Annotated in this window: 14 protein-coding genes; 8 read left to right on the forward strand and 6 right to left on the reverse strand. The window is 60.7% G+C overall.

What is annotated here, in order from left to right; all coding sequences use genetic code 11:
* Position 1 precedes the first annotated feature (1 nt).
* Positions 2–2,617: an ATP-dependent DNA helicase RecG gene (locus tag ACMXX3_RS01000; protein ID WP_421082953.1), complete on the forward strand. Its 2,616-nt coding sequence runs from the start codon at positions 2–4 to the stop codon at positions 2,615–2,617.
* An 85-nt stretch (positions 2,618–2,702) separates the two neighbouring features.
* On the opposite strand, the gene ACMXX3_RS01005 is transcribed toward ACMXX3_RS01000, so the two are convergent.
* Complete coding sequence (locus ACMXX3_RS01005; protein WP_421082954.1) at positions 2,703–3,593, reverse strand: LPXTG cell wall anchor domain-containing protein; 891 nt, start codon at positions 3,591–3,593, stop codon at positions 2,703–2,705.
* 310 nt (positions 3,594–3,903) lie between these two features.
* On the opposite strand from ACMXX3_RS01005, the gene rsmD reads away from it, so the two are divergent.
* Complete coding sequence (rsmD, locus tag ACMXX3_RS01010) at positions 3,904–4,467, forward strand: 16S rRNA (guanine(966)-N(2))-methyltransferase RsmD (RefSeq protein WP_421082955.1); 564 nt, start codon at positions 3,904–3,906, stop codon at positions 4,465–4,467.
* A gap of 69 nt (positions 4,468–4,536) precedes the next feature.
* Here rsmD and ACMXX3_RS01015 read toward each other — a convergent pair whose 3' ends face one another.
* Positions 4,537–5,739 (reverse strand): aminotransferase class I/II-fold pyridoxal phosphate-dependent enzyme, encoded by a 1,203-nt coding sequence (locus ACMXX3_RS01015; RefSeq protein ID WP_421082956.1) that lies wholly within the window; start codon positions 5,737–5,739, stop codon positions 4,537–4,539.
* A gap of 150 nt (positions 5,740–5,889) precedes the next feature.
* On the opposite strand from ACMXX3_RS01015, the gene coaD reads away from it, so the two are divergent.
* The 5 genes from coaD to mutM all read left to right on the forward strand — a co-directional run bounded on the left by coaD (position 5,890) and on the right by mutM (position 8,993).
* Positions 5,890–6,366 carry a pantetheine-phosphate adenylyltransferase gene (gene coaD / locus ACMXX3_RS01020; protein ID WP_421082957.1) on the forward strand — a complete coding sequence of 159 codons (477 nt, stop codon included), beginning with the start codon at positions 5,890–5,892 and terminating at the stop codon, positions 6,364–6,366.
* A 175-nt stretch (positions 6,367–6,541) separates the two neighbouring features.
* Complete coding sequence (locus ACMXX3_RS01025) at positions 6,542–7,024, forward strand: YceD family protein (RefSeq protein ID WP_237188115.1); 483 nt, start codon at positions 6,542–6,544, stop codon at positions 7,022–7,024.
* Positions 7,025–7,057: 33 nt separating this feature from the next.
* Entirely contained in the window at positions 7,058–7,261 is a 204-nt protein-coding gene (rpmF, locus tag ACMXX3_RS01030) for a 50S ribosomal protein L32 (protein WP_135011069.1), read from the forward strand.
* A 9-nt stretch (positions 7,262–7,270) separates the two neighbouring features.
* Complete coding sequence (gene rnc, locus ACMXX3_RS01035; protein ID WP_421082958.1) at positions 7,271–7,957, forward strand: ribonuclease III; 687 nt, start codon at positions 7,271–7,273, stop codon at positions 7,955–7,957.
* Positions 7,958–8,039: 82 nt separating this feature from the next.
* The gene (gene mutM, locus ACMXX3_RS01040; RefSeq protein ID WP_421082959.1) at positions 8,040–8,993 is read left to right on the forward strand and encodes a bifunctional DNA-formamidopyrimidine glycosylase/DNA-(apurinic or apyrimidinic site) lyase; all 954 of its coding nucleotides are present in this window, start codon (positions 8,040–8,042) and stop codon (positions 8,991–8,993) included.
* A gap of 44 nt (positions 8,994–9,037) precedes the next feature.
* Here the strand turns inward: mutM and ACMXX3_RS01045 are convergent, their stop codons facing one another.
* The 4 genes from ACMXX3_RS01045 to ACMXX3_RS01060 form a co-directional block, all read right to left on the reverse strand.
* On the reverse strand, positions 9,038–9,271 hold the full coding sequence (locus ACMXX3_RS01045; RefSeq protein ID WP_421082960.1) for a hypothetical protein: 234 nt from the start codon (positions 9,269–9,271) through the stop codon (positions 9,038–9,040).
* 184 nt (positions 9,272–9,455) lie between these two features.
* The gene (locus ACMXX3_RS01050) at positions 9,456–10,526 is read right to left on the reverse strand and encodes an NAD-dependent epimerase/dehydratase family protein (protein WP_421082961.1); all 1,071 of its coding nucleotides are present in this window, start codon (positions 10,524–10,526) and stop codon (positions 9,456–9,458) included.
* Positions 10,520–13,237, reverse strand: a complete 2,718-nt coding sequence (locus ACMXX3_RS01055) for an alpha/beta fold hydrolase (RefSeq protein WP_421082962.1) — start codon at positions 13,235–13,237, stop codon at positions 10,520–10,522. Before ACMXX3_RS01055 ends, ACMXX3_RS01050 begins: the two co-directional genes overlap by 7 nt.
* A gap of 85 nt (positions 13,238–13,322) precedes the next feature.
* The gene (locus ACMXX3_RS01060) at positions 13,323–14,354 is read right to left on the reverse strand and encodes a 3-oxoacyl-ACP synthase III (protein ID WP_421082963.1); all 1,032 of its coding nucleotides are present in this window, start codon (positions 14,352–14,354) and stop codon (positions 13,323–13,325) included.
* Between the two features lie 196 nt (positions 14,355–14,550).
* Here ACMXX3_RS01060 and smc point away from each other — a divergent pair, with 196 nt between their 5' ends.
* Positions 14,551–18,027: a chromosome segregation protein SMC gene (gene smc, locus ACMXX3_RS01065; protein ID WP_421082964.1), complete on the forward strand. Its 3,477-nt coding sequence runs from the start codon at positions 14,551–14,553 to the stop codon at positions 18,025–18,027.
* Positions 18,028–18,048 lie beyond the last annotated feature (21 nt).

Raw genomic sequence — 18,048 nt, forward strand, 5'->3', positions numbered from 1 at the left:
GGTGGCAGGCCGCACCACGAAAAAAGCCCCCGCCCCTCTAGCCTCCGAAGCCCAAAAGGCCCTGGCCCGATACGCTCGCGAAGACCGGTTAGAAAACACCCCCCTGACTACCTACCTCGGGGCTAGCACCGCCAAGGCTTTCAAAAACCACCTTGGGCTTGAAACTGTCGGCCAGGCCCTGGAACACTACCCCCGAAAATACCTGGCCCGCGGAGAACTGACCCCCTTCTCTTCCCTCGTCGAAGGCAGCGAAGCTACCATCATAGCCAAGGTAGTACGGGTCACCACCCGAAACATGGCCTCCCGCAGGGGGTCCATCACCGAAGTCACGATCACCGACCACCTGGGGGAATCCGATACCCCGCTCCTGCCCCCAGCCCAGCTCCCCAACCCCAATGCCCCCCGGGGAGGAGGCCAGCCGGCGTCCTACCGGGCAGGCTACAGCAACCCCCGAATCCAGGGCCTAGCCCACCACAACCCCGGCCACCACACCTGGCATCCGGCCGAAAATTCCACCATGAACCAGGGCCTGTTTCCAACAACAGCCTTTGGGGGATACAGCTCAGACTCCTACGCCCTGGTGGGTGACACCTCCACCATGACCCTGAGCTTCTTCAACGCCTGGACGGCCGCCCGCGACCTCCACGAAGGCGACCAGGTCATGTTCTCAGGAAAGGTCGGCAGCTACCGAGGCGCCCCCACCCTCACCAACCCCCACTACGCCGTCATCGCGGGCAAAGACACCGCAATCACCCCAGGTGCCAGCGCCGAAGCCATCGCCCGCGCCCAGGCCAAGGCAACCGCTCCGATTCCCGTCTATAAGGCCAGCCCCAAATTCACCACCGACCGGGTAGCAGCTGCCCTCGAAACCCTCCTCGAAGCTGCCCCGCTCAAAGAACTCGAAGACCCCGTTCCCTATACCGTGCGGCGCACCCGCAAAATCCCCTCCCTAGAATGGACCTACCGGGCAGTCCACACCCCCGATACCGAAGAGACCTGGCGGGCTGCCCACCACTCCTTGCGCTACCGCGAGGCCTTCGTCCTTCAGGCTGCGCTGGCCCGAATCCGGGCTGCCCGGGCCGCCCACCAGACTCTGGCCCGTCCCTTTGTACCCGGCGGATTTGCCGATACCCTGTGTGAGCTGCTGCCCTACGAACTGACCCAGGGACAGCAGGCGGTTGGGGAGGAAATCCGAAAGGATTTGGCCTCCCAGAGCCCCATGAACCGGCTGCTTCAAGGAGACGTGGGCTCAGGAAAAACCGTGGTAGCCCTCCGGGCTATGCTCCAGGTGGCCGATAATGGAGCCCAATCAGCCCTGCTGGCCCCTACCGAAGTGCTGGCTGAACAGCACTACAGGTCAGTCTGCGAGATACTTGGGGACCTGCTTGAAACGGGCCCCCTAGACGCCGGCACACCAGATGACCAGGCCCACCGGAAGGTAAGGGTCCTGCTGCTGACAGCCTCCCTCAAAACCAAGGCCAAAAAAGAGGCCCTGCTTGCTATCAGCTCCGGTGCCGCAGACATCGTCATCGGCACCCATGCCCTGCTAGCAGATGCCGTATCCTTCGCCGACCTCGGGCTCGTCGTGGTGGATGAACAGCACCGCTTCGGCGTAGAGCAGCGCGATGCCCTGCGCGGGCCAGGCGGAGAGCTGCCCCACCGTCTGGTCATGACCGCTACCCCCATACCCCGCACGGTGGCCATGACCGTCTTTGGCGACCTCGATACGTCCGTGCTCGACCAGCTGCCCGCTGGCCGCCAGAAAATCACCACCCATGTGGTGCCCCTGGCCGAACACCCCCGCTGGGCTGATCGAATCTGGGCCCGGGCCCGAGAAGAAATCGATGCGGGTCACCAGGTCTATGTGGTGGTCCCCAAAATTGGTGGGTCAGACAGCAAGACCGACGCTGAGGCGGGCCAGACCCTCTTTGGCAACGGCGCCCTGACCAACCAGGGGGCAGGCTTGGGCTCCCAGGCTGCGGCGGGGGAGAGCGCCCGCGGTTCGCTGGCCTCGGTGGAGAGCACCCTGGAGGAATTAGAGGACGTCCCCGCCTTGGACGGGGTGCGGATTGCAGGGTTGCATGGCCGTATGGACACGGCCGAGAAGAACCGGGTTATGACCGAGTTCTCAGCCGGTCGAATTGACCTGTTGGTTTCAACCACTGTGATCGAGGTGGGGGTGAACGTGCCCAATGCGACCCTCATGATCATCATGGATGCCGACCGCTTCGGAATCTCCGGCCTGCACCAGCTACGCGGCCGGATTGGCCGCGGAACCCTACCCGGGACCTGCCTGCTGGTGACAAAACAACCGGCGGACGGCGTCAGCCGCGAGCGCCTAGATGCAGTGGCATCTACTACTGACGGTTTCGAGCTTTCCCGGGTTGATTTGGAACAGCGCCGCGAGGGCGATATTCTCGGCGCTGCCCAGTCGGGGAAGAAGTCGACCCTGAAACTCCTGCGGGCCCTGACCGACGCCAAGCTGATTGAACGGGCTAGAGAAGACGCCTTTGGGGTGATTGCGGCAGATCCCACCTTAGCCAAGCACCCCGATCTGGCCCGCACTATTGACCGGGCCCTGGACGCAGACCGGGAAGCCTTCTTAGGACGCGGTTAGTCTAGGTGACGCAGAAGGGGCAAGGCCCCCGCCTGGAGTGGGCGGGGGCCTTGATGTTTTCAGCTTCTGGGGAGCTGGGGAAGGTTTAGGCGGTGCGACGGCGCAGCACGTAGAAACCTGCAGCCAGCAGGGCTGCACCGATACCTGCCAGGAGCAGGGGAGATGCACCTGTCTTGGCCAGTTCCTTAGTCTCTTCCTTCTTTGCCTCAGCCTTGGGCTCAGCCTTCTTTTCCTCAGCTGCCGGCTGACCTGTTGTGGTGGCTGCTGCTGTTGCCTCAGCCTTTACTTCGGTGCCGGTGCCGGTGCTGGGGTCACCCGGGGTTTCCTGGCCGGGGGCGGGGGTGTCGCCCGGGGCAGGTGAGGCATCAGGAGTTGCCTCCACAGGGGCGTCAGTGGGTTCTGCCGGGGCTGCCGTGGGCTCGGCTGGAGCTACGGTGGGTTCGGCCGGGGCTACTGTTGGCTCTGCCGGGGCTTCTGTTGGCTCGGCGGGGGGTACTTCACCTGCAGTAACCTCGGTGATCAGGCCGGTGATTGACAGGGTGTAGTTCACGGTGCGGACTGCACCGCTGATACCAGTGCCTGCAAAAATTACTGACTGGGGAGTGCCCTGGAAGGTGGGTTCAGGGGTGAATGAAAAACCTGCGGAGCTCAGCAGGGTCCAGACTCCTTCACCGGGGACGGTTAGGGTTAGCCCATCAGGGCTGATGACGGCACCAGCCGGCTGGGCTGCATCGGCAGGGAAGATGACCTTACCAAAGACCACTGGGGTGCCAGCGGCTACATGGAAGCCCCTGGTAACAGTGGATGAGGGGGCCTCCGCGGTGGGCTCGGGTGCCGGTGCGGTGGTGGCAACCGCCGCCTCTGGAGCTGGAGCCTCAACAGCCTGGGTGGGGGTTAGGGCTAAAGATCCAGCAACAGCCAGGGTTGCAACGGCCATGCCTGAAGCTATCTTCTTGGTGTGTGACTTTGCAGCCATAATTTTCTCCTCTTCGAGAAAGGGGATGGGGGATCCACCCCAGGTTGGGTCCAGCGGGGGAACCCGGTTCCGGGGTAGGTGAAGCGGACACAACTTGTCCACCTGAATCGAAAGTCTAGGAAGAAAATGTGAACTAGGCAATAGTTTTCTGTGAGGGCTCCTGGTGCTTCCTCCCTATACCGGTGACAAAGCCCGGAACGACCTGGGGGAAAACAGGCCTGGGCAACCGGCGTAAAATTAAGGAAATAACCGGGTCGGGTGCGTCCGCACCTTGCCTTCTCGCCACCACCTACAGACCGAAAGAGAACCCATGAGCCGTATCATCTCAGGAACTGCAGGAGGGCTGCGCCTGGCCAACGTACCCGGCGATAATACCCGGCCCACCACCGACCGCGTCAAAGAAGCCCTCTTCTCCCGTCTTGACACCTACGGGGTGCTGGACGGCGCTCGCGTCCTTGACCTCTTTGGGGGCTCGGGGGCCCTTGGCTGTGAAGCGCTCTCCCGGGGCGCAGATCATGTGGACTTTGTAGACCACTACCCCAAGGCTGTGGCGGTCATGGAAAAAAACATAGCTGCAGTGGGTAAGGCTGCCAGCGGTTCAGCTCGCGTGCATAAGATGACGGCCCGAACCTACCTGACCCACGCGTCCGGACCCTGGGATCTGGTCTTTCTTGACCCGCCCTACGACGTCACCAATGACCACCTGAAAGAACTGCTGGCCCTGCTGCCCGACCGTCTGAACGAGGGGGCTGTGGTGGTTGTTGAGCGGGCCTCCCGGACGGACGAACCCACCTGGCCAGAGGGCCTTGAAAAGTTTGCTGAGAAAAAGTACGGGGAAACCGTGCTCTACTACGCAGAACCAGCAACCCCCTAAGTCGCTGATACCCACAGTTCGCCACGAGCCCCAGGGATAAACCGGGTGGCTCGTGACGAACCCCGGGGTTCAGGAGGAGAAAGCCTTGAGCCGGGCGGTAGCGTCCTGCAAAACCTCAACCCGCTTGCAGAAAGCGAACCGCACCCAGTGCTCAATGGCGGGCCGGTAGCTTTCAGTAGCAAAGGGGGAGAGGGGAATGAGGGTCACGCCAGCTGCTTCGGGTAAAAGCTGGCAGAGTTCATGGGCACTGGTGAGGCCGTGGCGGGTGAGAACTTCACTGACATTGGCTACAGCGAAGAAGGTGCCAGCTGGGGCAACCAGTTTCCAGGACGAACCCGCCAGACCCTCTAACAAGACACTGCGCTGCTGGCTGTAGCGGTCTTTCAGCGCCTGATAAAACTCATCCCCTAAGCCCACACCAACTGCGGCAGCTGCCTGCAAGGGGGCGGCGGCACTGTGGGTGAGATAGCCCTTGACCAGGCGGACGGCGGTCACGGCTTGCGCAGGACCGGTTACCCAGCCAATCCGCCAGCCGGTTGCCGAATGGGTCTTGGAAATGGCTGAAACAGCCAGGGTCCGCTCAGCTGCCCCGGGTAGGGTCTGGATTGGCTGATAGGGGCCGGTGAAGGTCAGATGCTCGTAGACCTCATCAGCAAGAATAGTTGCCCCAAACCGGGCGGCCAGCTCAACAATTTTTTCCTTCGCCTCCCGGGAGAAAACTGACCCGGTGGGATTATGGGGGTCGTTGACCACCACCACGGCCGTGCGGTCGGAAAAAGCAGACTCAAGGGCGTCCAAGTCAGGTTCAAAGGTTGGAGGCAGAAGCGGTACGGTTCGGACGCGGGCCCCGGCAAGGGCCGCAATTGCCGGGTAGAGGTCATAGTAGGGCTCGAAAAGGACGACCTCATCTCCCGGCTCGACTAGTGCAAGTAGGGAGGCGGCCAGGGCCTCAGATGCACCTGCCGTCACAGTGACCTGGGAATCAGGATCAAGATTGACGCCGTAGAAGCGAAGCTGGTGCTGGGCAATTGCCTGGCGCAGGGCAGGAAGACCGGCAATCGTTGCATACTGGTTACCCCCAGTTGCAATCGCCTGACTGGCGGCCTCTAACATCTGGGCTGGCCCGTCCGTATCGGGGAAGCCCTGGCCAAGGTTGATAGCCCCATGACGCTGGGCTAAGGCCGACATTTCCTCAAAAATGGTGGAGGTAAAGGACCCGTCAGCCCCCATGAGGCCTGCTGCCTGCCCAACCCTCTGATATGCCCGATCCATTAGATCAGCCGTCCTTTCCCCGCCCCGAAATATTGACGCGGGCTCTGCTGTTCTCTCACGTTTCAGCCCAGGATACAGGCTAGTAACAAACTCCTGCCCACCTGTGACTTTATATGTCGTAGCTGCCCCCCGGTGTTGTAGCCTAGAGACATGCAATTGGTCATCTGCCCCGGGTCCTTTGACCCGATCCATAACGGTCATGTTGAAATCATCACCCGCGCCGCCAAAATATACGGCAATGTGCTGGTGGCAATTTCTCATAACTCCAAGAAGAAGTACCGTTTTTCTCTGGAAGAGCGGGTTGCCATGGTTGAAGAAACTTTTGCCCTCTTTGACGGAGTGAGTGCCATTGTGCTGCCTGAAGGGGAGCTGCTGGCTAACTTCGTGCGTGAACAGGGGTCGGTGCTGATTGTTAAGGGCCTGCGGAACACAGCAGATTTTGAGTACGAAGCCCCCATGGCCTCTATGAACCGGCACATCGCCGGGGTGGAGACTTCATTCATTGCAGGGGATCCCAAGTACAACCACATTTCCTCCACTATTGTGAAGGAAGTTGCTGGCTACGGTGGCGACGTTCGGGCTTTTGTTCCGAGGGCCGTTCAGCGGGCCCTGTATCCCGAAGCCTAGGTTAAGTGTGGTCAGGCAAACAGGCTAAGAGGCTTAAATCACTTGCAACGTCACCTGCCTGCCCCATAGACTAGATACTTGGTTTAAAACATTTGATAGGGAGTTCGTCATTTCACGAAAAGATTCATCGCCCCTTACGATCTCGGTTCGAGATCTAGCTCATCGCCCGGGCGCTATGGAGACCCTTGAAGAAGTTCTGCCAGCGCCAAGCGATTTTGGCAACGCTCTGATTGAGGCGGAAGAAGGTAGCGACATTGACCTCAATGTTCGCCTGGAGTCCGTTTCAGATGGTATCTTGGTAACTGGTACTGCAACCGTCACCGTTTCCGGTGAATGCAGCCTCTGCCTCGACCCGGTTGACTTTGATGTTACAGCCGATGTTCAAGAGCTTTTTGTTTTCGAGAAGGCCCCCGAAGGCGGCCCCGAAGATGAAGTAGATGAGCAGTACGCCGTAGAGAACGATGAAATTGATCTCGAACCGGCGCTGCGGGACGCAGTGATTCTTCAACTGCCGTTCCAACCAGTTTGCAGTGACTCCTGCGAAGGCTTGTGCTCCGAATGTGGCGCACGCCTGGAGGAGGACCCTGAGCACCATCACGAGGTCATCGACCCGAGGTGGAATGCGCTGTCAGCGTTGCTCGATGCGAACGACCAATAAAACTTATAAAGCAACAAGAGAAAAGAGATAGCTGTGGCTGTTCCCAAGCGGAAAATGTCCCGTGCTAACACCCGTGCCCGTCGCTCACAGTGGAAGGCTTCAGTGCCCCAGCTGGTTAAGACCGTTGAAAACGGTCGCGTCACCTACTCCCTGCCCCACCAGGCAAAGCTCGTGACTGACTCAGCCGGCAACGAACTCTTCTACGAGTACAAGGGCCGCAAGGTAGCTGACGCCTAATCACGCGTTATGACTAACTCTGCTTCACAAGAGTTTCTGAAACGTCTCGGTATCGACATCGATGCCGAGACGTTTCAGCTTGCAATGACTCACCGATCCTACTCCTTCGAAAACGGCGGTATCCCGCATAACGAGCGCCTGGAGTTCCTCGGCGACTCTGTGCTGTCTTTGGCCGTTGCCTCGGAGCTGTATCAGAAATTCCCTGACCTTCCCGAAGGGGAACTGGTAAAGCGCCACCATGTGGTGGTTTCTACCCGTACCCTGGCTGATCTTGCCCGCCGCCTCAAGCTGGGGCCCTGTATCCGGTTGGGTAAGGGGGAGAAGAAGACAGGTGGGGCTGATAAGGATTCAATCCTGGCTGACACCATGGAGGCCGTCTACGGAGCAGTCTATATGGCCCACGGAGCCGCCAAGGCCCATGAGCTGGTGCTCCACCACATGGCTGGCATGCTCGATGACACCAAGACCCTGAATACCGGGCGCGACTGGAAAACTGAAATTCAGGAGTACGCCGCAGCCCAGGGGACAGGGGAGCCGGTGTACCAGGTAGAGGGTACCGGCCCCGACCACGCCCGTCGCTTTACCGCCAAACTTCTGCTGGCCGGTAAGGTCGTAGGTACGGGCAAGGGAACCAGCAAGAAAGAAGCTGAGCGCATGGCCGCTGAGGCTGCCTTCCGCAAGGTGTCGGGCTCATAAGCTGAGATAGAAAAGAATCGGGGTTTACCCCACCTATGATGGTGGTGGTAGATCCCGATTTTTTTTGTGAAAGGTAGGGTAAATGCCTGAGCTTCCCGAAGTTGAGGTGGTACGCCGGGGCTTGGCCGGGCACCTGCTTGGTTCCCGGATTCAGGCTGTCCAGGTGAAGGACGGACGGTCGGTGCGGCGGCATGAGGCTGGGCCGGTAGAGTTCGAGCGGCTTCTGACAGGCCTGACAATTTCGGACGTGGCCCGGCGCGGCAAATACCTGTGGCTCCTTTTCGAAGGTGTAGAGGAGTTTGCCCTCGTGATACACCTGGGTATGAGCGGCCAGGTCTTACTGAAACACCCTGACCTACCCGATGAAAAGCACCTGAAAATCAGGTGTGTTCTGGACGGGGCGACCGATGAGGCTGGCCAGGTCTCTCCCCTTGAAATGCGCTTTGTTGACCAACGAATATTCGGAGGGATGTTCACCAGCAGCCTGGTGCCGGTGACGGGAGCTGACGGTAAGGAACTACCGGGGGCAGGGGCGTCCGTCCTCAACCTGCCGGTAATCCCCAAAGCAGTAGCCCATATCGCCCGTGATCCCTTGGACCCCTACTTTGACTTTTCCAGCTTTCGGAAGAAAATGCTGGCCACCGGAACAGGGATCAAGAAAATGCTCTTGGACCAGTCTGTCATCTCCGGGGTGGGGAACATCTACGCTGATGAGGCCCTCTGGCGGGCCCGTCTCCATTACGCCAAACCGGCCCGCTCCATTGCAGCCTGGCAGGCCCGTGAACTCGTTGAAGCCGCAACCCACGTCATGCGTGACGCCCTCGCCCAAGGCGGCACCAGCTTCGACGCCCTCTACGTCAACGTCAACGGAGAATCAGGCTACTTCGACCGCTCCCTCCAAGCCTATGGGCAAGCAGGGCGTCCCTGCCCCAGGTGTCTCACAGCAGGGCGCTCTTCCCTCATCGTTCGAGAACCCTTCGGTGGAAGGAGCTCCTTCCGGTGTCCCCATTGTCAACGAAAGCCGCGGGGACTCTAGCTTCAACGTAGAATCCCCGGCAGCTACTACTGCCGGGGACCTGCCTAGGGGTGTTGGTGGCGTTTCCTTGCACTGCGCGAAAAGAGGAAGGCAACTGCCCACGCTACACCAAAGACCAGGGCGAGAAAGCCTGAAAATACCATGAGTATCCCAGCTCCGATATTTGGATCTGATGATTGGAGAATAATTCCATCAACGAACATCCAAGCCCACATGCTGAGGGAAAATAAAAGACTAATGGAAAAAAGAATAGCGAAAACTTTCTTGATTGTTGCCATAGCTAGTTATTGGCCCCTCTGCCTTACTGGTGGTTAGTACTGTATGTCGAGTGTGATGGACCTAAGAACAATTGGTGTCCATATGAATTAATAGCATTCAGTGTAATGGTGAGTTCAGTCTCTATCAAGAAAAAGGCAGTAGAAACCTCTAGGCAGTACTTAAGTACTGCCTAGAGGGCCCAGGCTAGGAGCGAGCGAATCTTTCCCCGTAGAAGTCGCCCAACCGGGTGTAGCCTTCTTCGAGGGAGATAGCCGGGACCCAGTCCAAGAGGGCTTGGGTCTGACGCTGGTCGAACCAGTGGGCGGTGGAGAGCTGCTCAGCTAAAAAGGAGGTGAGGGGCGGAATCTCATCAGGCTTCAACCGGGCCCAGACCTTTTCCAGGAGCAGACCAGCCCCGTAGGCCACCGGGGCCGGGACCGAGAGACTGGGTGGAACTACCCCGCAGGCAGTACACATACCGGCGATCAGGTCCCGAATGGTGCGCGGCTGGCCGTTGGTGACCACCAGGGGAGTACCCGCAATCTGGGGTAGGCGCTGGTAGCCGCGCACAAAGGCGTCGGCGGCATTGTCGATGTAGAGGGAATCAACCAGGGCTGAACCCCGGTTGAGCAGGGGCAGACGGCCTGCGGCGGCCCGTTCCAGGACGCGCTCCACCAGCTGGGTATCACCCGGCCCCCAGACCAGGTGGGGGCGGAGGACTCCCACCAGAAAGTCAGGAGAGTTGTAGCTCAGAGCCAGTCGCTCTGATTCAGCCTTGGAGCGGGCGTAGTTGCCGCGGGCATGGTCGGGGGAGGCTGCCGGATTGCCCTCGCCGATTATGGAGGCCCCGGTGTGGGCGGCAGAGGGGGAGGAAGTATGCAGGAACTTGCTGATTCCCAGCTGCCGGGCGGCCTCCAGCAGGGTGCGGGTTCCCTCGATATTGACCTGCTTGTAGTCATCCCACGCCCCAATCACCGAAACCTTGGCCGCTAGATGGATGACCCCGTCCACGCCCTCCAGGGCTGAGCGGACGGCGGCCGGGTCAGCCAGGGAGCCCCTGACCTGGGTGAAACGCGCAGCCAGATGGGCAGGCAGGGCAGCTGCAATACCGGATTCCCCCCGCTGGAAGGCGCGCACATCATAGCCAGCCCGCAGCAGGGCAAAGGTGACTTCCCGGCCTAACATGCCGGAGGCTCCGGTAACCAGCACCCGCTCACCGGTCTGTTGGCTGCAGGAACCAGGATCTAAGGGACGCAGGGACACCGCAGCTACCATGCGATGACCCCCTTGCCGAGGCGGGCGGGCTTGCCAGCTAGGACCTTTTCAGCCCAGGCAGCCAGCACCGGGCGGTCAATCTTGGAATTGTGGCGCACATCTGTGGGGTGCTCAGCCACGATAAGAACAGAGGCAACATCAACTCCGGTGCGGTCGGCTACTGTCTGCCGGATTCGGCGGGTCAGCTCAAGGGGGGCAAGGCCGTTGCGGGTGCGTTTGCCCAGGTAGGTGGCGCCGACTTCTGCCACAATCACAACTGAGGCGGTGCCGTCTGGGCCAACACCGACGGCGGCGGCCCGGCGGACGTCCGGGTCAAGCTCTGCAGCCTGTTCCAGGGCAACCGGGGTGAGTACTCCCTGGGCAGTGACTAAGGTGTGGGCAAGGCGTCCTTCAACCCACAGCCGGCCCTTGGCGTCAAAGCGGCCAACGTCCCCGGTGCGGTGCCAGCCGACGGTTTCAGTTGAGGCCCGTTCTGTCACCCACAGGGTATCGTACCGGTCTTTGACGTGCGGGGCAGCAATGAGGATTTCACCGCTGATACCGGGGTCGGTGGTGGTTGACTTAGAGGCGGTGCCATCGGGCAGCAGGGGCGCTATCTGCAGGGAGGCCCCTGCAACCGGGGTGCCGACACAGACCCCGCCGCCTGCGCCGTTGAGGCCGGCGGCTGCGTCCTGCTCTGCCTCTTGAATTTGTTCAAAACTAATATCGGTGGCCGGCAGGGCCTCTGTCATACCGTAGGGGGTGTGGAGGGAAGCTGCCGGGAGCAGGTCCTGGAGCCGGGCCAGCAGGGGAGAGGTGATGGGGGCACCGGCAGACAGCAAGGTGGTGACCTGGCCCAGGGCGGTGCGCTGGCTACTGGTCAGAGAGTCAGCGGTGGCTAGGACATTCATGAGGGCTGCTGGGGAGGCGAAGACGGTGGTTGCCTCGATAGCTTGGGCAGCGGAAGCCAGGGCTGAGGCTGTGAGGGTTTTGGGTTTGGTGACGTCCATAGCGGGGGTGACGCTGGTGGCCCCTAAGGCCGGGCCTAGCAGGGCGAAGGGGGCAAACCCGGCCACCAGGCCTGTTCCTGCTGTGAGCTGGTAGGTTGCTGCAATGGCATCGCGCATGGCAGCTAGCTGGCGGTGGGTGTAGACCACGCCCTTGGCAGGGCCGGTGGAGCCCGATGTGTAAAGCACAGCCGCATCCTGGTCTGGGTGGGGCTCAGCCACTTCGAAAATCTGGGTGGTTTCAAAGTCCTCGATACTGGCAATAACTCCAAGGGCCTGGGCAAGAGCCGGGGGCAGATGGGTCGCTGCGATACGCTGGCCGGGCCAGCCCAAAGTTTTGGCAGCTACCAGGGCCTTGGGAATACCGATGAGCCAGGTGGGGCGGGCTCCCTTGAGGGCCCGGGTCAGGCCCTTTGCGCCTAAGCCTGTGTCAGCAACAACGATGACGGCACCGAGTTTCAGGCAGGCGTACATGAGGGTGGTGAGGCGGGCCCCCGGGGGGACGAGCAGGTTCACGCGGTCGCCGGGGGCGACTCCAAGCTGGTGCAGGCCAGCGGCGATGCGGTCAACGTCGGCAGCCAGCTCAGCCCAGGTGAGCTTGGCGGCAACCTTGCTACCGTCTGCCCCCGGAGCCATATCGACCACGGCAATTCCCGTGTCCTGGGCCCGGGCTGCCAGCTCGGCGGTCATGGGGCGGTAGGGCTGGACGGCCGGGGCCACCTGGGCGCGGGCGGTCAGGTGCTGGTTCCGCTGGGCGGGGGTATCGGTGAAATGTTCGGTGAGCCAGGCAAGAATCGGGGAGGCAATGTCCTGGTCTTCTGCTACCAGGTGGCTGGCTGTTTCGAAGCGGTGGATGTCAGCCTGGGGGAGACGGTCTGCAAGATCTGCCATGTAGCGGCGCTGGAAGACCGGGTCCTTGGTGCCCCAGAGCATGAGGGCCGGGACCGACAGTTCTTTGATGCCCTCGGCGGTGCGGAACATCTGTGGGTAGCTGGGGGCTGATTCTGTTGCCGGGATATCAGCGACGAAGTTTCGCACCCCAATCCGGTGGGCAGCTGTTGTGTAGGGAAGTTTATAGGCTTCTTTGACGCCGGGGCCGAGGGGCTTTTGGGCTAGGCCGAGGGTGACGTCGATAAAGGCCGTAGAACCCTTGGTTGCCCAGGAGTGTAGGGCAGGGTTCAGGGCAGCTTGGAGGGCAAAGGGGATTTTCTCGGCTGCATCGTGGAAGACAGCGGTATTGGTCAGCATGATGCCTGAGAGAACATCCTGGTGGTTCAAGGCCCAGCCCAGGGAGACCAGCCCACCCCAGTCATGGGCCAGGGTAACAAGGGGCTTGTCAGTGGAATCAAGCCCCAGGGCTGCCGTAAAGTCCCCTAGATCCTGGACCCGGTCAGTGAGGGTCCGGGGCAGGCCGGTGCGCTCCGAATAACCCATTTCTAGCTGATCGACAGCAATCACCCGCCAGGGTTGCTCCGCAAAGCTGGCTGCTTCAATGACCGTCCGCCACAAATAGGACCAGGTGGGGTTGCCGTGAACGGCAAGGACGGTACCCACCGGGGTGCGGCCCTGGGCCTCAAGAGCCGGGCCGTTATCGAGGTAATGCCAGGTTCGGGACGTGCCGGGCTCCTCAATTCGGGCGGTGGAGGCGACCGTCTTGGTCTGGGACCAGGCCGGATCGACACCGGGCCAGCGGGAAGGGACGGGGGTGAGCTGGGGAAGGGTCATAACTCTATCTTCAAGGATGTACTGGGGGAGTCAGGTCAAGAGCAATACCCCGGTGCCACATTTGGGTGGGGCACCGGGGCAGGGGTTACCAGATGATTTCCATCAGGGCGGTGTTGAGGCCAGAACCCACGCCCATGCACAGAATCCGGTCACCGGGGGCGTAATTGACTGAATCTTCAGCCAGAGTCATCGGGAGGGCTGCGGCCGCAACGTTACCCCACACCGGGAAGGTCAGGGGAATCCGTTTGCGGTCAATCCCTACTGCCTTGATGATGGCGTTGGTGTGGGCATTTGAAATCTGGTGGGTGACATAGGACTTCATGTTGTGCCAGTCCCAGCCTTGGGAGTGGGCCTCCTCCCAGGCTTCAGCCACCAGCTGCAGACCGTGCTCCAGCAAACCGGCAGCGTCGGTGCTCATACCCTGGTCAGCCTCACCACCAATGCAGAGGTTCCGGTGCTCGGTTCCAGCCCGGGAGACGGAACCGACAATCTTGTGACCGGCAGGATGGGCATCACTGCGGCCCAGGACGGCAGCTGCCGCCCCCGAACCCAGGGTGAGGGTCGCAAACTGGGTCAGGACGTCCTCCCGGGTGGAATCCGGCTTATTCAGCATCCGCAGGGCGGTGGCATGCCAGGGGGAGGGATCCTCACCGTCAACGATCAGGGCGTAATCAATAGCCCCGGCATCAATCATTGAGGCGGCTACGGTCATGCCATTGACAAAGCCGAGGCAGGCATTGGTGATATCAAAGTTCAAGGCGTGACGGGGAAGCCCCAGACGGTCGTGAATACCAACAGACACAGCCGGCTCGAAGTTATCCCGGGTGACAGAGGTGTTAATCAGCAGGCCAATCTGGTCCTTGCTGATACCGGCCTGGGCGATTGCCTGCTGGGCGGCTTCAACGGCGCCGTCCTCAAAATTAATGGAGGGGCCCCAGGAACGGCGCTCGCGAATACCGGCCAGGCGCTCAAGCAGGCCCTTGGGCATTTTCAGGCGCTTGTAGGTGGCAGCGAGCTGCTCGTCAAAGTAGGTGCTGGTGACAACCTCGGGAGGAAGAACCCGGGTGACAGACAACAGGGAGGCGTTCTGATGACGAATATCTGAATTAGCGGTCAATCTACTCTTCTAGCCTTGTGCTGGGTGGGAAACGTGCGCTGGCCTACTCAGCTCACCCATCTATCATAAGGCCGCTGTCTAGGGGGTAGGTCACCTGACGGGTTGGGGTTTACTCACATCGGGTGGGCTGCCTGGCCCTGCGGTAACATGGGGGCTGGCATTTTTCTTCTGCTAGTTGCTGAACGGGTGACCCATTATGTACCTGAAATCCCTGACCGTCCGGGGCTTTAAGTCTTTTGCTTCGGCAACGGTTTTTGAGTTTGAGCCGGGCTTGAATGTGATGGTGGGGCCTAACGGGTCGGGCAAGTCGAATGTGGTGGACGCTTTGGCCTGGGTCATGGGGGCCCAGGGGGCTAAGGCTCTGCGGGGTGCTGCCATGAAGGACGTTATTTTCTCTGGTAGCGGATCGCGCGGGGCCTTGGGGCGGGCCAAGGTTGAACTGGTGATTGATAATTCGGACGGCACCCTACCCCTACCACATGCTGAAATTAAGCTGACCCGCACCATGTTTTCAGCGGGCGGATCGGAATATGACGTCAATGGGGAGCCAGCGCGGTTATCTGACGTGCAGGAATTATTGGCCGATACCGGGGTGGGGCGGGAGCTCTATACCCTGGTGGGCCAGGGGCAGGTTGATCGTATTCTGCACGGAACTGCAGCGGACCGGCGGGAGCTGATTGAGCAGGCTGCAGGTCTTGTGAAGCACCGGAAGCGGCAGAGCAAGACGGTGGGTAAACTTGAAGACCTTAAAACCAACCTTGACCGCTTAGAGGATATGGCAGCTGAGTTAGCTGACCAGCTTGAAGGACGGCGGGAGCAGGCGGATGCCGCCCAGGCGGCAGCTGAGGTGGCTGGGCGCGTCCGTACACTGTCTGCCGACCTGCTGGCAGTAGAAGCCCTTGAGCTGACCGCAGACCTTGAGGGGGAGCGGGCTGCAGGCCGGCAGGCTCGGGAGGCTCGGGTGCGGGCCCAGGAGCAGGGGGAGGCAGCTCGAACCAGGCTGGATCTGCTGGTCCAGCAGATGGAGACTGCTAGAGAGAAGCTCGCTGCTGCTACCGGGGAGGCCACTGCCCTGCAGGAGCTGGCCCACCGGATTGAATCTGTTGCTTTGGTAGCTCAGGAGCGAGCTAAAACCGTTGAGGGCGATCAAAGCATTCAGGACGCTACCTCCCGGCGTCAGCAGGCCCAAAAGGCCCTAGATGCCGAAAAACAGGCCTGCCAGGCTGCCCAGAATCAGGTGGACGAAACGGCAAAGGCTGTGCTCGACACCCTGGAAATCCTTACCCAGAAGAAAATGGAGGCAGAAGCTGCCCGGAAGGCTGCTGAAGAAGCTGACCAGGAGCGCAGTAGCCATAGGGAACAGATTTCAGAGCTAACCCAAAATCTTGCTACAGCCCGGGTGGCTCTTGAGAAAGCAGGCCAGGAGGCTGACCGACGCGATGCCGAATACCAGGCCTTTTCCCAGAACAAGGGGGATCTGGCCGGTGAAGTGGCCCGGTACCAGGAGGAGGTAGCATCCTTAACCGTAGAGCACCAGCAGGCTCAAGCCCGGGAGGATGAGGCTCGTGTAGCCCGTCAGAAGGCTGGCCAAGAGAGCGAAAAGACCCGAAACCAAGCCCATCAAGCTGAACTTAAGGTTCAGTCTTGTGCTGCCCGCTACTCGGCCCTGGAATCAGCTTGGGCCCATGATGGTCAGGTCTTGGGGGACGACGCAGAAAGCCGGCAGGCTGCTGTGGACGCCGGGGCTGAAGAACTTATTTCTCTACTTGAGATTGAAGAGGGCTGGGAGGGGGCAGTGGGCGCCCTCTTAGGCCCTGCGCTGAAAGCCCTGGTGGGTCAAGGACTAGGGGAAGGCAGTGAAAAGGTATCCTACCTGGTGGGTAGGCCAGCTCCTGAAACCAGTTCTGACAAGGTGGCTAAAACTCACCCTCTGCTAGAAGCTGATTCTTGCTGGTCCCTTGAAAATATTATCCAGGGGCCCCGGGAGCTTATCAATGTACTCACCCTCCTTTACCCGCTCACCTTCTTCTGTGAGGACCAGGCTACCGGCCGCAAACTGCTGGCCGCTCTGCCTGAGGCCCGGGTCATCACCCGGGGCGGGACCGTCCTGACCAGCTATTCCCAGCTTCATATGAGCGGGGCTGCCAAAACCGCAGAACTTCACCTGCAGGTCCAAGAAGCTGGCCAAGACCTCCACGATGCAGAGGACCAGGCCCGGCTGGCCCAGCAGGCCTACCAAGAAGCCCACGCGGCTTATACACAAGCCCAGGACACCGAAAAATCTGCTGCCCGGCTCGTCGGCACCCTCAGCGCAAACCTCGCAACAGCCACCGCTAGCCTAGCTGCCCTTGAAGGTCGGGCCTCAGGATCAGCCCAGGAACTAACCCGGTTATCTGAGGCTAAAGAACGGGCTGCCCAAGCCCAGGACGCAGCTCAAACCCAAGCCACCGAGGCGGCCCAAGCCCTTGAAGCCCTGCGCAATTCAGCCCCGACCCAGGATGTTGCTACCCTGCACCGTGAAGCCCAGAAAGCTAGCGAAGCAGAAAAGCAGGCAGCAGAAGCCCACCGGGTGGCAGAAGCTAGCCACCGCTTTGCCCAGGAGAAGGCTGAAACAGCCCAGGCCCGTTTGACCCAGGCTACCGAGATGCTGGCCACCTTCACCCAGTCTGAGGACCAGGCCATCAAGAGCCACCAAGAGAACCAGCAGAAGCAAGAGGCTGCCCAAAAAATAGCCGGCAAGGCTCAGGTGCTTGCCCAGGCGGTAGCCCAGCTGCAGACCCAGGCCCAGGCCACCCAACAGACTACCCAGCAACAGGTCGATAGTTTGGCCGCCCGCATATCAGATGCCCGGGAGGAGGCCACCGGAGCCCAGACCAGTCTGGCTGCTGCCCTGACCCTCTATGCTGAATCGGCCACCCGTCTGGCCCGGGTTGAGTCCCGGTGGGAGGCCCTGCAAACCCGGGCCGTCGAAGAGTTTCAGCAAGAGCTGACCGACCTGCTATCAAGCCGTTCCCCTCGCCCCGAAACAAAATCCACTCTCGAAGCTGCCCTGGTGGCTGCCGAGGCGGATTTAGCCCGCCTGGGCATCACCAACCCCCTGGCCCTGGAGGAATACCGGGCCCTTGAAGAGCGGCACACCTATCTGCGCCAGCAGATTGCCGATATCAAGGCAAGCCGGTCTGACGTGCAGGCTGTGATGAAAGAAATCAGCGACCATATCGAATCCTCCTTTGATTCTGCCTTAGCTGACGTTCAGGACCACTTCCAGCAGATCTTCGCGACCCTCTTCCCGGGCGGGGAGGGAAAACTGGTGCTGGCTGATCCCAATGACCGGGATTCCAGCGGAATAGATATCCAGGTCAAACCAGCCGGTAAAAAGGTCAGCCGCCTATCCCTGCTTTCTGGCGGCGAGCGCACCCTGGCCTCCCTTGCCCTCCTCCTGGCAGTCTTTATGGCGCGCCCAGCCCCCTTCTACGTCCTGGACGAAGTTGAAGCTGCCCTGGACGACCGCAACCTGGGTCGCCTGTTGGACGTCTTGGGTAAGTTGCGCGAGAAGTCCCAGTTGCTGATGATTACCCACCACCAGCGCACCATGGCTGAGGCTGATACCCTCTATGGCATTTCAATGCGCGATGGGGTTTCTACCGTGCTGTCGCACCGAATGGATTCCTAGGGGCTCTCATTGCTTCTTCCA

Source organism: Rothia nasimurium (assembly GCF_049068285.1).
In the GTDB taxonomy this organism is placed as follows: Bacteria; Actinomycetota; Actinomycetes; order Actinomycetales; family Micrococcaceae; genus Rothia; species Rothia nasimurium_I.